This is a genomic window from Propioniciclava sp. MC1595 (assembly GCF_017569205.1).
Classification (GTDB): Bacteria; Actinomycetota; Actinomycetes; order Propionibacteriales; family Propionibacteriaceae; genus Propioniciclava.
Window position 1 is genome coordinate 867,552 of the sequence record NZ_CP071870.1, and the last position, 12,665, is coordinate 880,216.

The following is a 12,665-nucleotide window of genomic DNA, read 5'->3' on the forward strand; positions in this document are numbered from 1 at the left end:
CGCCCACCCTGCGACCCCCGCGCGGCTACGACGCCGCGTAGTGGCAGCATTCACTTCACAGTCGCGATCCCTGCGTGAAAGGCACTCCCCATGTCGAAGGTGACGTTCTTCCGAGGCCAGCAGCTCCCGCTGGAGATGCACAAGGTGCGCATCATCCAGAAGCTCACCCTGCTGCCGGTCGAGCAGCGGCTGGAGGCGATCCGGGCCGCGGGTCACAACACGTTCCTGCTGCAGAACGCCGACGTGTTCCTCGACATGCTGACCGACTCGGGCGTCAACGCGATGAGCCAGGAGCAGCAGGCCGCCATGTTCCGCGCCGACGACGCCTACGCCGGCTCAGCGACCTACACCCGCCTCTACGACAAGCTCGTCGAGGTGTTCGGCATGGAGTACTTCCTGCCCGCCCACCAGGGCCGTGCCGCCGAGAACATCCTCGGCCAGGTGCTCGTGCGCCCGGACACCGCGGTGGCGATGAACTACCACTTCACCACCTCCAAGCAGCACGTCGTCGTGCATGGCGCCGAGGTGCTCGAGCTGATCCACCCCGACGGGCTCAAGGTGACCTCCGACCACCCGTTCAAGGGCAACATGGACACCGACGCCCTGCGCGCGGTCATCGCCGAGCGCGGCGCCGAGGGCCTCAGCTTCGTGCGCATGGAGGCCGGCACCAACCTCATCGGCGGGCAGCCGTTCAGCCTCGATAACCTCACCGAGGTGTCGCAGATCTGCCACGAGCACGACATCCCGCTCGTGCTCGACGCGTCGCTGCTGGCCGACAACCTCTACTTCATGAAGATCCGCGACCCGCGGTGCGTCGACCTGGAGATCCCGGCCATCGTCAAGGCGATGGCCGACCTGTGCGACATCATCTACTTCTCCGCCCGCAAGCTCGGCTTCGGCCGCGGCGGCGGCATCTGCATCCGCGACGAGGCCATGTACAAGCGCATGCGCGGCTTCGTGCCCATGTTCGAGGGCTTCCTCACCTACGGCGGCATGTCCGTGCGTGAGATGGAGGCGATCACCGTCGGCCTCGACGAGACCCTCGACTTCGACATGATCAACCAGGGCCCGCAGTTCATCGCCTACATGGTCAACGAGCTCGACCGCCGCGGCGTCCCGGTCATCACCCCGCCCGGCGGACTGGGCGCGCACGTCGACGCGATGCGCTTCCTCGACCACGTCGACCAGCGGCAGTACCCGGCCGCGGCGCTGGCGTCCGCGGTGTTCCTGGCCTCGGGCGTGCGCGGCATGGAGCGCGGCACCATGTCGGAGGCGCGCGACATCAACACCGGCGTCGAGCCGCTGGCCCACATGGAACTCGTCCGCCTGGCCCTGCCGCGCCGCGTGTTCACCCTGTCGCAGGTCAACTACGCCATCGACCGCATCGACTGGCTGTACCAGAACCGCCACCTCGTCGGCGGCATGCGCTGGGTCGAGGAGCCCGAGATCCTGCGCTTCTTCTACGGCCGCCTCGAGCCCATCGGCGACTGGACGACCAGGCTCGTCGAGCAGTTCCGCGCCGACTTCGGCGACAGCCTCTGAGCGGGCGGCCGGCCGGTTGCCCGCTGGGTGGGCAACCGGGTCGGCCGAACCCGGGCAGCGGTGGGAGAATGGGCCGTTCACAGGAAGGAACCCCATGCTCCACCGTTCTCCCGCGCGCGCCGGGCTGCGCACGCTGACGTTCACCCTGCCCCTCGAGTGGGCGGGCCGTGCCAGCGTCGTCGGCAACTTCAACGACTGGACGCCGGGGCGGCTCACGCTGTCGGCCGACGGTGACGTGGCGCGGGCGTCCGTGGAACTGCCGGACGACTACATCGCCGTGTTCCGCTACCTCGGCGAGGGCGACCACTGGTTCGACGAGCCCGAGGCCGACATAGTCGACGGCGGCGGCAGCGTCGTGTGGCCCGAGCCCTGGGCGTCCGGGGTGGTCGAGGTAGAGGACGCGCCCGAGGCCGGCGAGCCCGCCCCCGCGAAGGACGCGGCCCCGCGCAAGCCCTCCCCGGCCGAGAAGGCCAAGAAGGTCAGCAAGAAGCGCCGCGAGCTCGAGGAACAGAAGGCCCGTGAGGCCGCCGAGAAGGCGCGCAAGAAGAGCCGCAAGCTCGCCGACAAGGTGGCCAAGGCCGCCGACAAGCAGCGCAAGGCAGCCGAGCGGGTGGCGCGCGAGGGGGAGCGCATGGCGGCCAAGCTCGCCAAGAAGGCGGCGAAGAAGGCGTGAGGCGGCGATGATGCGCTCCAAGGCGAGGCTCTGGTGGGGCGTGCTCGCGATCGTCGCCCTGGCGATCAACCTGCGCCCGGGCGCGACGTCGCTCGGGCCCGTGCTCGCCGAGGTCCAGGCCGACCTGGGCATGGGGGGCTCGCTGGCCGGCCTGCTCACGTCGGCGCCCGGCTTCGCCTTCGCCGTGTTCGGCGCGTTCGCCGTGGTCATCGGCCTGCGGCTCGGCTTGGCCGGCGGCCTGTTCGTGGCCGCGATGGGCACCGCACTCGGCCTGCTCGGCCGGAGCTTCGTCCACGCGGTGCCGCTGTTCTTCGTGCTCACGGCGCTGGCCTTCGCCGGCATGGCGATCGGCAACGTGCTCGTCCCGGCGTACATCAAGGCTCACTACCCCAACCGGCTCGCCTCGATCATGTCGGTCTACACGGTCTCGCTCGCCATCGGCGCGACGAGCGCGTCGCTGGTATCGGCCCCGCTGTCGGACGTCGCGCCCGGAGGCTGGCGCGCCTCCCTCGGCGTCTGGGGGCTGGCCGCGCTGGCCGCCGCGGTGCCGTGGGCGGTGCTCGCGGCGTCCGAACGGCGACGCCGGCTGGCCGAAGAGGTCGACACCCACCGGGTCTCCGGGTCGGTGTTCGCCGTGATGGGGTCGCGCAAGGCCGTGGCGTTGGCCGTGTTCTTCGGCATGCAGTCGATGCAGGCCTACGTCCAGTTCGGCTGGATCGCCCAGATGTACCGCGACGGGGGGCTCTCGGCGACGCAGGCCGGGGCGATGGCGTCCCTGCTGGCCGCGTTCGGGATCCCGGCCGGCTTCGTCATGCCCGTGGTGGTCGCCCGCCTGCGCGACCCGCGCTGGGTGGTCGTGCTGCTGGGTGCCTTGCTCGTCGGCGGTTACCTGGGTGTCTGGCTGGCGCCCACCACCACGCCGTGGCTGTGGGCGGCGCTGCTCGGCCTGTCGGGCTTCGCGTTCCCAATGGCGATGGCCCTGATCACCGCTCGTGCGCGCGACTCCCACACCACCACGCAGCTGTCGGGCTTCACCCAGTCGGTCGGCTACCTGTTCTCGGGCATGGGGCCGCTGCTGGTCGGCGTCCTGGTCGAGGTCACCGGCGGCTGGGACGTGCCCCTGTGGTTCCTCCTCGGCTCCGCTGCGGTGTTCGTGGCCGCCGGCGTGGTCGCCGCCGGCCCCGGCTACGTCGACGACGAGTTGACCGCCCGTGCCTGAACAACCGGACGCCGTCCCCGGCCCGGTCGAGCGGGTGCGGCTGGCCGTGTCCCTCGTGCCCCGGGGGCGGGTGGCGTCCTACGGCGACATCGGTGCCCTGACCGGGGTGGGGCCGCGGCAGGTCGGCGCGATCATGCGCGACGCGTCCGAGGGGTGGCCCTGGTGGCGGATCGTGTCGCACGACGGGACGCTCGCGCCGGTCGCCCACGCGTTGGAGCACTGGGCCGACGAGGGCATCGTGGTGCGCCCCGACGGCCGGGGGTGCCGGATGCGCACCCACCGGGCCGACCTCGCCGACCTGGCCGCCGAGTACCGCTTCGCCGCGGTCGAGCGAGGCTGGAACGTGGCAACCGATTGATCTTCTGCGCCTCCTGACACAAACTTGAATCATCAACTACTTAGAGGAGTCATCCATGGGAGAGCGACAGCCCGTATTCTTCCTGAGCCACGGCGCGCCCCCGCTCGCCGACGACGCGACCTGGACTGCGCAGTTGCATGACTGGTCGGCGCGGGTCGCCAAGCCCAAGAACGTCCTCATGGTGTCGGCCCACTGGGAGAACCAGCCGGTCACGGTGTCGTCCACTCGGCCCGGGACGCCGCTCGTCTACGACTTCTGGGGGTTCCCGCAGAAGTACTACGACGTGATCTATGACGCCCCGGTCGCGCCCGAGCTCGCCTCACGTGTCGCCGGGCTGGTCGACGGGCCCGTCTACCAGGACCCCGAGCGCGGCCTCGACCACGGCGCCTACGTGCCGATGGTGGAACTCTTCCCCGAGGCCGACTTGCCCGTCGTGCAGATGTCGCTGCCCACGCTCGACCCGTCGGGCCTCTACGAGCTCGGCCGCCGCCTCGCGCCCCTGCGCGACGAGGGCACCTTGATCATCGGGTCGGGGTTCACCACCCACAACCTGCGCTGGTTCAACCCGCGGGCCGGGGCGGACGCGCCCGCGCCCACGGCGTCCGTCGAGTTCGACCAGTGGGCCGTCGAGACCCTGGAGCGCCGCGACATCGACGCGATCCTGGACTTCGAGGAGGTCGCACCCGCGGCGTCCGAGGCCCACCCGCGGACCGAGCACTGGGCGCCGCTCTACGTGGCGCTCGGCGCGGCCGAGGCGTCGGGCCACGCCAACGAGGTCGCCGTGGACGGTTTCTGGTTCGGCCTGTCGAAGAGGTCCTGGCAGTTCAACTGATGTGTGGGTGGGCCTGGGCGAGCGGGTGGCGGCCGGCCACTCAGCCGGGGATCCCGTCCAGGGCCGCGGTCGGCCGCTCGGCGATCTTGCCGGCGCTGAGCTTGTCGACGACCATCGCGATGGCCGCGTCGCCGGTGACGTTGGTCGCCGTCCCGAAGCTGTCGATCGCGATGTAGGTGGCGATCATCAAGCCGACCATCGGGTCGGTGAAGCCCAGCATCGAGGACAGCAGGCCGGCCGCGGTCATGATGGCGCCGCCGGGCACCCCCGGGGCGGCGACCATCGTGACGCCCAGCATGAACACGAAGCCGACCATCAAGGGCACGTCGACGGGCATGCCGGACAGCACCATGATCGCCAGCGAGAAGGCGGTGATCTTGACCGTCGAGCCGGCGAGGTGGATCGTCGCGCACAGGGGGATCACGGACGAGGCGACGGCCGGCGTGACCCCTGCGAGGATGGCCTGGCGCAGCGTGACCGGGATCGTCGCCGCGGACGACGAGGTGCCCAGCGCGGTCGCGTAGGCGGGCATCATCGTGGCGAGCGCCTTGAACGGGTTGCGACCCGAGATCGCGCCGGCGAGCAGGTACTGCACCAGGATCACGACCACGGTCAGGGCGAAGACGAGCAGGATCACGCAGGCCGACGGCGATGCTGGCGTCCATGACGACGGGCAGAGCGAACAGGGCGATGCCGCGCCCCGCGTAGTAGACGGCGAGCAGCACGCGCGAGTCGACGCGGTCGGTCAACCACCCCGACGCCACCGTGCCGATGATGTCGAACGCCCCGATCATCGCGAGCAGGGTCGCGGCGACGGTGGGGGCCATGCCGAAGTCGTCCGCGGCCGGGATGAAGTGGGTCTGCATCAGCCCGTTCGTGCTCCACCCACAGACGAAGAAGCTCAGCACCAAGGGCCAGAACGGCCAGCGGCCGCTCGCGTCCCGCAGCGTGGTGAGCGCGAGCACCATCGGTCCGGACGCCGCGGGCGCGGGCTGGTCGGGGGTCGGGTGCGGGGCGAGGTCGGGCGGGGAGCGCGGCGGCCACGGTGCGTCGGACTCCCCAGCGCTCCATGATCGCAGCCGCGAACGGGGCGGTCAGGCCGTAGAGGACGAGGTTGAGCGAGACGGCGCCCGAGGTGGTGGTGCGCGACCAGCCGAACTCCTGCTCGATGGGGATGAACAACACCCCGGTGCTGGACCGGAACGCGGCCGCGCTGACCAGCGCGAGCAGCGTCACGAACGCCACCCACCACGCGCGGTGCACCGACCTGGCCATCGCCACCTCCGCGCCGGAGTGGAGGGGCTGCGTGGCTCAGCGCCTCGCGGTGGCCGCCCAGAGGTTGCGGGACTCCTCCAGGGACTCCAGGATCAGGGCCCGCGACTCGCTGCGTGCGCGGTCGGGGTCGCCGGTCTGGATCGCCCGCATGATCGTCATGTGCCGTTCCAGCGCGATGTCGGTCGGGTGGGGGCGGCGAGGCCGTGCTCGGACCGCCCCAGCAGCAGGGTGCGCACGACGGGGGCGTACTGGCGGTACATGGGGTTTCCGGACGCCTCGAGCACGGTGGCGTGGAAGTCGATGTCGAGGCGGAGGAACTCCTCCGCGTCGCCGCACCGGGCAGCCGACCACAGGCGGGCACCCAGGCCCATGAGTCGGCCCACGGCGTCCTCGTTGACGTGTTGGGCGGCGAGTGCTGCGGCCTCGGGTTCGAACCCGATTCGCAGCTCGGCCACGGCCTCTGGAGCCGTGCACGTGCCCGCGCGCCCGGTGGAGGTGGTCGACGTGATCGGTGCCGGCGACGCGCTGTGCGCGGGCTACTTGTCCGGACGGCTGGACGGCTTGGGCGTCGCCGAATCACTCCGGCGGGGTGTCGACGTGGCCTCCGCCTGCGTCGCCTCTGCGGGGGACTGGGAGGGACTGCCCGGACGGCCTGATCGTCCGTAGGCTGGGCTTCACCGACCCGATGGTCGGCTTGATGATCGCCACCTACATCGCGATCGACAGCTTCGGGACGGCGACCAACGTCACCGGCGACGCGGCCATCGCGATGGTCGTCGACAAGCTCAGCGCCGGCAAGATCGCCGAGCGGCCGACCGCGGCCCTGGACGGGATCCCCGGCTGAGTGGCCGGCCGCCACCCGCTCGCCCAGGCCCACCCACACATCAGTTGAACTGCCAGGACCTCTTCGACAGGCCGAACCAGAAACCGTCCACGGCGACCTCGTTGGCGTGGCCCGACGCCTCGGCCGCGCCGAGCGCCACGTAGAGCGGCGCCCAGTGCTCGGTCCGCGGGTGGGCCTCGGACGCCGCGGGTGCGACCTCCTCGAAGTCCAGGATCGCGTCGATGTCGCGGCGCTCCAGGGTCTCGACGGCCCACTGGTCGAACTCGACGGACGCCGTGGGCGCGGGCGCGTCCGCCCCGGCCCGCGGGTTGATCCAGCGCAGGTTGTGGGTGGTGAACCCCGACCCGATGATCAAGGTGCCCTCGTCGCGCAGGGGCGCGAGGCGGCGGCCGAGCTCGTAGAGGCCCGACGGGTCGAGCGTGGGCAGCGACATCTGCACGACGGGCAAGTCGGCCTCGGGGAAGAGTTCCACCATCGGCACGTAGGCGCCGTGGTCGAGGCCGCGCTCGGGGTCCTGGTAGACGGGCCCGTCGACCAGCCCGGCGACACGTGAGGCGAGCTCGGGCGCGACCGGGGCGTCATAGATCACGTCGTAGTACTTCTTGGCGAGCTTGGCCGCCATGCGCTCCTCCTCGCGCGCCACCCGCTCGGCTGCCTTGCGCTGCTTGTCGGCTGCCTTGGCCACCTTGTCGGCGAGCTTGCGGCTCTTCTTGCGCGCCCTCTCGGCGGCCTCGCGCGCCTTCTCCTCCTCGCGCTCGCGCCGCTTCTTGCGGACCTTGGTCATCGCCAAGGACATGTTCTCGGCCTTCGACCGCGCCGACCTGTTCGCCCCCGAGGTGGCCACCCGCTACCGCGACCGCGTGCTCGCGGCCGGTGGCACCAAGGACGCCGCCGACCTCGTCGCCGACTTCCTCGAACGCCCGTACAACTTCGACGCCTACGCGGCCTGGCTGGCCCAGTAACCCCATAAGCCCTCCGTAGACGCCAGTGGCCCCCCGTGGAAGGGGGGCCACTGGACTGTTCGGAGGGCGCGTTCAGCGCGAGCGACGGCGTCCGGTCGCGCGGCCGGCCGAGGCCGAGAATGCAGCCGCGCCGCGGGTGCTTCCCGTCGGGGCCGCCCCGGACGCCGCGCGCCCGGCTCGCTGCCCCCGCGAGCCCTGCGGCAGGGACGCCTTCGGCGCCTGCGCCGCCCGGGGACGCCGCGCCCGGGTGGGCTGCTGCTGGACCGGGGCCGACGGCGTCCGCTCGGCGACCTCGGCCGCCGACAGCACGCGTCGCTCGCCCGGGGCGAGATCGCGCAGCACGTCCGCCGAGGCGGGGGTCACGGTCGGGCTGATCTTCGCCGCGCGCATAAGCCCCTGCACGTCACCGCGCTGGTCGGGCGTGGCGATCGTGATCACGGTGCCGGACGAGCCGGCGCGTGCCGTGCGGCCCGAACGGTGCAGGTAGGCCTTGTACTCAGTGGGCGGGTCGGCGTGGACGACCAGCGCCACATCGTCCACGTGGATGCCGCGGGCGGCGATGTCGGTGGCGACCAGCGTCTCGACGCGGCCGGAGTCGAAGGCCTCCAGGTTCCGCACGCGGGCATTCTGGGAGAGGTTGCCGTGCAGGTCGACGGCGGGGATGCCGCGGCCGTTGAGCTGCTTTGCCAGCTTCTTGGCACCGTGCTTGGTGCGCGTGAAGGATCGTCCGACCCGGGGCGGCGGCGAGATCGGCGATGACGTCCGAGCGCTCGGCGGGCTCGACGCGGGGTGCTGCCGCGTTCTCGGCCTCCGCGAGCCGTTCCGGCGGACGCCGCCGCACGCGCTGACGGCACACCGTTCCCGTCCCCGCGCACGGCGTCCTCGAGGGGCCGCCCGAACAGAACCCGTGTCAGGTCCCCCTGGCACGGGTTCTGTCGTCTCTGGGTCAGGCGCCGCACCCACTCCCGAAAAAGCTTGGACAAACTTTCGACAAGAGTGCATCCAAGCGCGCCCCTTCTCCGGAATCCCCCATGAAGGCGCCCACCGGTCGCCGGACACGTCAGTCGAAAGGAAACACCATGCGCGCTCGAATCCTCCCCCTGGCCGCCGCCGTGGCAGCTGCTTCCGCCGTGACCCTCTCCCCGATGGCCCTCGCCGACGACAACGCCACCGTGTACGTCCTGCACGGCGTCCCGGGCGCGACCGTCGACGTGTACGTCAACGGGGACGCGGCCCTCACCAACTTCACCCCGGGCACTCTCACCGACGCCCTGAGCCTTCCGGCCGGCGAGTACGACCTCAAGGTCACGGCCCCCGGGGCGGGGGCCGACGGTGCGGCGATCGTCGAGGCCAGCGACGTTGCGGTCCCCGCGGGCGCCAACGTGACCGTCGTGGCTCACCTCAACGCGTCCGGCGCCCCCACGCTGACCCCGTTCGTCAACGACGTCAGCGACACCGCCGCCGGCCAGGGCCGCCTGACGGTCCGGCACACCGCAGCCGCCCCCGCCGTCGACGTCCGTGCGAACGGTGAGGTCGCTTTCCCCAACGTCACCAACCCCAACGAGGCGAAGGCCGACCTGCCCGCCGGGACTCTGTCGGCCGACGTTGTCCTCGCGGGCACGGACACCGTCGCCATCGGCCCGGCCGACGTCCCCGTCGCCGAGGGCAAGAACACCATCGTGTACGCCTGGGGATCGGCCGCCGACGGCAACCTGGCCTTCGCGGTCCAGTCGCTCGACGGCCTGCACTCCGCACCGTCCGCCGTCCCCACCGGTACGGCACCCCTTGAGGACGCGACGGTCCGGATCCTCGCAGCCACCTCCCTGGGGGCCGTCGTCGCCTGGGTGATGTTCGGGGCGACGCGCCGTAGGGAGGCTGCGCGGCTGTGAGCCAGCGCCCACTCCCGGTGAGGGTGGCCGCCGCTTCGGCGGCCGCCCTCTCGGCCGGGGCCCTCGCCTGGTACCTGCCCGACCTCGGGGCCGCCCTCACGGCGCCCCGCACCGGCACCTTCGCCGTGAGCGACATGCCCTCGGCCAGTCCGACCCCCGTTGCTGTCACGGTGGAGGCGGGGCCGAGCCCCGGCCCGGTGCCACGGGTCGGTGTCCGCAGCGCCGACTTGGCCGCGCTGCCCAGCGTGGACAACGGGTTGGTCCCGACGCGGGTCGTCGTGGCCGGCGGCGAGGTCGACCTTCCTGTCGTCCCGGCCGGGGTCGACGAGGCGGGCGCCATGGCGGTTCCGGCGGGTTCGTTCACGGCCGCGTGGTACCGGTTCGGTCCCGGGGCCGGCGCTTCGGAGGGTGCGGCCGTCGTGGCAGCGCACGTCTCCTCCCGTGCCGATGGGCGGGGGCCCTTCTCCCGCCTGGTGGCTTTGCAGCCCGGCGCTCGCGTGGACCTCTTCACCGACCAGGGCGCCGTCACCTACGAGGTGGTCTCCGTCGAGCAGGTGGCGAAGCTGTCCCTCGACACCGCCAGCCTCTTCGACCGGGCCGGTGGACACCGGCTGCACCTCGTCACGTGCGGGGGGCGCTACGACCGTTCGACGAACGCGTACGAGGACAACGTCGTGGTTGTCGCACGCCCGGTCGCCTGACAGGATCAGGGGCGTGGAAGAGGACGATGTCGCCCGACGCCTGCGCGACGGCGATCCGGACGCGCTGGCCGAGGCCTACCAGCGCTGGGGCACCCTCGTCCACTCGTTGGCCGCCCGGTCACTCGGGGACCGCCACGAGGCTGAGGACGTCACCCAGCAGGTGTTCGTCTCGGCATGGCAGGGGAGGCACACCTTGCGCCCCGAGGCCGGGTCGGTGACGGGCTGGCTGGTGGGGATCGCCCGGCACCGCATCGCGGACGCCCATGAGCGTCGAGCGTCCCAGCGGCGCCGCGCCGACATGGTCGCCGCCCTGCCGCAGGAGCACGCGGCGGCGCACGAGGCGTCCGTCGTCGACCAGGTCGTCCTCGCGGACGCCATGCGCGGCCTGGGTGAGCCGCGGGGCACCCTCATCCGACTGGCCGTCATGGAGGGACGCACCCACGACGAGATCAGCCGACGGCTCGACCTGCCGCTCGGCACGGTCAAGAGCCACGCCAGGCGCGGACTGCTGGCGCTGCGCCACCAACTGAGAGAGGTGACTGATGTCGCATCCTGACGTCGACGTCCTCGCCGGGGTCGCGCTCGGGGAGGAAGCGGGCGCCGACCTGCAGGCGCACCTCGATTCCTGCGCCGACTGCCGCCTCGAGGTCGCCGAACTGGCGAGCGTGGCGGACGCCGTCCGGGCCGACGCACCCCTCTTCACCCCGGCCGCGCGGGTCTGGGACGCCATCCGCGCCGAACTCGGCAGCACCGAGGGCGGCGGATTCCCGCAATCGGGTGCCCCGCTGCGCGCCGTGCCCGACCGCACCCCCGTGGCACCCCGCACCCCGCTGCGCCCCGTGGTGGGCTGGTTGGCGGCCGCGGCGGTGTCCGGCATGATCGTGGGCGCCGGTGCCACCTGGATCGCCACCCGGCCCGGCCCTGCACCCGTCGTGTCCCCCCTGGCCAGAGTCGATCTGACCACTCTGGACACAGGCGAGGTGCTGGGCGAGGCCGACGTGCGTTCGGACGCCGCAGGCGTCACCCTGTCGCTGCGAACGCAGCCGTTGGACGCGGGGGAGGGCTACCTCGAGGTGTGGCTGATCAACCGCGACCTGAACCGCATGGTGTCGGTCGGCGTGGTGCCCTCCGGCGGGGCCGAGTTCGCCTTTCCCATTGCCCAGCGCCTCCTCGACGAGGGGTACGTCGTCGTCGACATCTCCCGGGAGGCCTTCGACGACCGGCCGCAACACTCCGGCGACAGCGTGGCGCGTGGGGCATTGCGCCTCTGATCGCAGGCGACCGCGGGGCCACGGGTGGAGCCGGGGTAGGGGGGCGATGGTCGCGACCGCGCTCCGCCGGAATACGCAGCAGGGTGGCATAGTTGAGTCAGGTGCACTCAACTTGCTCCGGACGCGCCCCGCCCGGCCGACCCACACAGGAGAATGCCCCATGGACACCGCGAAACTCACCACGAAGAGCGCCACAGGTTGCCGACCTGTGCCACGCCGGGTGCCGCGCGGATCAGGTGTGGGTCGCCTCGCCGGTGCCCTGCCACATTTCCCGCGACTCCTGGAGCGAGTCCACGATCAGGGTGCGCGACTCCTTGCGCGCCCTGTCGGGGTCGCCGGTCTGGATGGCGCGCAGCAGCGTCATGTGCCGGTCCACCGCCAAGTCGGTGGGCTGGATGGCGGCCAGGCCGTGCTCGGCGCGCCCGAGCAGTAGGGCGCGCACGACGGGGGCGTACTGCCGGTACATCGGGTTGCCAGTCGCCTCCAGGATCGTGGAGTGGAAGGCAATGTCCCGGCGGAGGAACTCCTCGGTGTCGCCGCTGTGGGCGGCCGACCACAACTGGGCACCGAGGCCCATGAGGCGTCCGATGGCGTCCTGGTCCACGTGAAGGGCGGCCAGCGCGGCCGCCTCGGGCTCGAAACCGATGCGGAGTTCGGCCAGCTCGCGCAGTTGCTGGAGCCGGTCGGGGGAGCTGAGCCGCCACTGGATGACTTGGGGGTCGAACAGGTTCCAGGACGCCAGGGGCTGGGTGGTCGTGCCGACACCACGCTTGGAGGCAACCAGTCCCATCGACGCCAGCACGCGTATCGCTTCGCGCACCACCGAGCGGGACACCCCGTGCACGTCGGAGAGGTCGTCGATCGACAGGACGGTCCCCTCGGGGATCTTTAGCGAGCAGATCGACCTGCCCAGGTCGTCGAGGAGGGCGCCGTGGCGGCCGGCCGTCGGCCGGATCGACTGGCCCCCCTCGGTCCGCATGGTGGGCACTCTACTGGTCACAGCTTGGAGAAGTTCGCCGAACAAGACACTCAAGTCAGACTTGTGTGCTTACGATTTGGGAGAAGGCCGACGAGCGACGTTCGTCTGGACCGTGCGACG

General features: G+C 71.8%; 18 protein-coding genes and 1 pseudogene. 12 read left to right on the forward strand and 7 right to left on the reverse strand.

The annotated features are described in order from the left end of the window. Nucleotides 1-90 precede the first annotated feature (90 nt). The 5 genes from J4N02_RS04045 (at nucleotide 91) to J4N02_RS04065 (ending at nucleotide 4,624) form a co-directional block, all read left to right on the forward strand. Entirely contained in the window at nucleotides 91-1,542 is a 1,452-nt protein-coding gene (locus tag J4N02_RS04045; protein ID WP_188334487.1) for a tryptophanase, read from the forward strand. A gap of 94 nt (nucleotides 1,543-1,636) precedes the next feature. Continuing rightward, a complete protein-coding gene (locus J4N02_RS04050; protein ID WP_188334488.1) occupies nucleotides 1,637-2,215 on the forward strand; it encodes a hypothetical protein in 579 nt (192 codons plus the stop codon). 10 nt (nucleotides 2,216-2,225) lie between these two features. Continuing rightward, entirely contained in the window at nucleotides 2,226-3,434 is a 1,209-nt protein-coding gene (locus J4N02_RS04055) for an MFS transporter (protein WP_208091117.1), read from the forward strand. Then, nucleotides 3,427-3,792 (forward strand): MGMT family protein, encoded by a 366-nt coding sequence (locus J4N02_RS04060; protein ID WP_188334490.1) that lies wholly within the window; start codon nucleotides 3,427-3,429, stop codon nucleotides 3,790-3,792. The genes J4N02_RS04055 and J4N02_RS04060 overlap by 8 nt, the downstream gene beginning before the upstream one ends. Before the next feature lie 55 nt (nucleotides 3,793-3,847). Next, a complete protein-coding gene (locus J4N02_RS04065; protein ID WP_208091118.1) occupies nucleotides 3,848-4,624 on the forward strand; it encodes a dioxygenase in 777 nt (258 codons plus the stop codon). Between the two features lie 40 nt (nucleotides 4,625-4,664). Here the strand turns inward: J4N02_RS04065 and J4N02_RS04070 are convergent, their stop codons facing one another. From J4N02_RS04070 to J4N02_RS04075, 4 genes and pseudogenes are all read right to left on the reverse strand, one after another. Continuing rightward, complete coding sequence (locus tag J4N02_RS04070) at nucleotides 4,665-5,261, reverse strand: cation:dicarboxylate symporter family transporter (RefSeq protein WP_208091119.1); 597 nt, start codon at nucleotides 5,259-5,261, stop codon at nucleotides 4,665-4,667. 31 nt (nucleotides 5,262-5,292) lie between these two features. Then, a pseudogene (locus tag J4N02_RS17340) lies at nucleotides 5,293-5,703 on the reverse strand (MFS transporter); the annotation flags it as partial. Nucleotides 5,704-5,935: 232 nt separating this feature from the next. Continuing rightward, nucleotides 5,936-6,058 carry a hypothetical protein gene (locus J4N02_RS17040; RefSeq protein ID WP_255437294.1) on the reverse strand — a complete coding sequence of 41 codons (123 nt, stop codon included), beginning with the start codon at nucleotides 6,056-6,058 and terminating at the stop codon, nucleotides 5,936-5,938. After that, a complete protein-coding gene (locus J4N02_RS04075; RefSeq protein ID WP_188334845.1) occupies nucleotides 6,055-6,354 on the reverse strand; it encodes a FadR/GntR family transcriptional regulator in 300 nt (99 codons plus the stop codon). Before J4N02_RS04075 ends, J4N02_RS17040 begins: the two co-directional genes overlap by 4 nt. On the opposite strand from J4N02_RS04075, the gene J4N02_RS17345 reads away from it, so the two are divergent. Together J4N02_RS17345 and J4N02_RS17045 are read left to right on the forward strand one after the other, a co-directional pair. Beyond that, entirely contained in the window at nucleotides 6,269-6,565 is a 297-nt protein-coding gene (locus J4N02_RS17345; protein ID WP_223202778.1) for a PfkB family carbohydrate kinase, read from the forward strand. The genes J4N02_RS04075 and J4N02_RS17345 overlap by 86 nt on opposite strands. Then, complete coding sequence (locus J4N02_RS17045) at nucleotides 6,489-6,743, forward strand: dicarboxylate/amino acid:cation symporter (protein WP_260519440.1); 255 nt, start codon at nucleotides 6,489-6,491, stop codon at nucleotides 6,741-6,743. The genes J4N02_RS17345 and J4N02_RS17045 overlap by 77 nt, the downstream gene beginning before the upstream one ends. A 40-nt stretch (nucleotides 6,744-6,783) precedes the next feature. Here J4N02_RS17045 and J4N02_RS04090 read toward each other — a convergent pair whose 3' ends face one another. Continuing rightward, nucleotides 6,784-7,527, reverse strand: a complete 744-nt coding sequence (locus J4N02_RS04090) for a dioxygenase (protein WP_243760865.1) — start codon at nucleotides 7,525-7,527, stop codon at nucleotides 6,784-6,786. Here J4N02_RS04090 and J4N02_RS04095 point away from each other — a divergent pair. Then, the gene (locus tag J4N02_RS04095; RefSeq protein WP_208091261.1) at nucleotides 7,520-7,705 is read left to right on the forward strand and encodes a M3 family metallopeptidase; all 186 of its coding nucleotides are present in this window, start codon (nucleotides 7,520-7,522) and stop codon (nucleotides 7,703-7,705) included. The genes J4N02_RS04090 and J4N02_RS04095 overlap by 8 nt on opposite strands. A gap of 72 nt (nucleotides 7,706-7,777) precedes the next feature. Here the strand turns inward: J4N02_RS04095 and J4N02_RS04100 are convergent, their stop codons facing one another. Continuing rightward, the gene (locus tag J4N02_RS04100; protein WP_223202744.1) at nucleotides 7,778-8,707 is read right to left on the reverse strand and encodes a C-terminal helicase domain-containing protein; all 930 of its coding nucleotides are present in this window, start codon (nucleotides 8,705-8,707) and stop codon (nucleotides 7,778-7,780) included. 77 nt (nucleotides 8,708-8,784) lie between these two features. Between J4N02_RS04100 and J4N02_RS04105 the strand changes: the two genes are divergently transcribed. Genes J4N02_RS04105 through J4N02_RS04115 form a run of 4 tightly spaced genes read left to right on the forward strand, consistent with a single transcriptional unit; the run spans nucleotide 8,785 to nucleotide 11,566 of the window. Then, entirely contained in the window at nucleotides 8,785-9,594 is an 810-nt protein-coding gene (locus tag J4N02_RS04105) for a DUF4397 domain-containing protein (RefSeq protein ID WP_188334729.1), read from the forward strand. Continuing rightward, nucleotides 9,591-10,295, forward strand: coding sequence for a class F sortase (locus J4N02_RS16735; protein ID WP_223202745.1), 705 nt, complete (start codon nucleotides 9,591-9,593; stop codon nucleotides 10,293-10,295). The genes J4N02_RS04105 and J4N02_RS16735 overlap by 4 nt, the downstream gene beginning before the upstream one ends. A gap of 13 nt (nucleotides 10,296-10,308) precedes the next feature. Next, nucleotides 10,309-10,851 (forward strand): RNA polymerase sigma factor, encoded by a 543-nt coding sequence (locus J4N02_RS04110; RefSeq protein WP_243760866.1) that lies wholly within the window; start codon nucleotides 10,309-10,311, stop codon nucleotides 10,849-10,851. After that, complete coding sequence (locus J4N02_RS04115; protein WP_188334730.1) at nucleotides 10,838-11,566, forward strand: anti-sigma factor; 729 nt, start codon at nucleotides 10,838-10,840, stop codon at nucleotides 11,564-11,566. Before J4N02_RS04110 ends, J4N02_RS04115 begins: the two co-directional genes overlap by 14 nt. Nucleotides 11,567-11,798: 232 nt before the next feature. Here the strand turns inward: J4N02_RS04115 and J4N02_RS04120 are convergent, their stop codons facing one another. Further along, nucleotides 11,799-12,545: a FadR/GntR family transcriptional regulator gene (locus J4N02_RS04120; protein WP_188334731.1), complete on the reverse strand. Its 747-nt coding sequence runs from the start codon at nucleotides 12,543-12,545 to the stop codon at nucleotides 11,799-11,801. Nucleotides 12,546-12,665 lie beyond the last annotated feature (120 nt).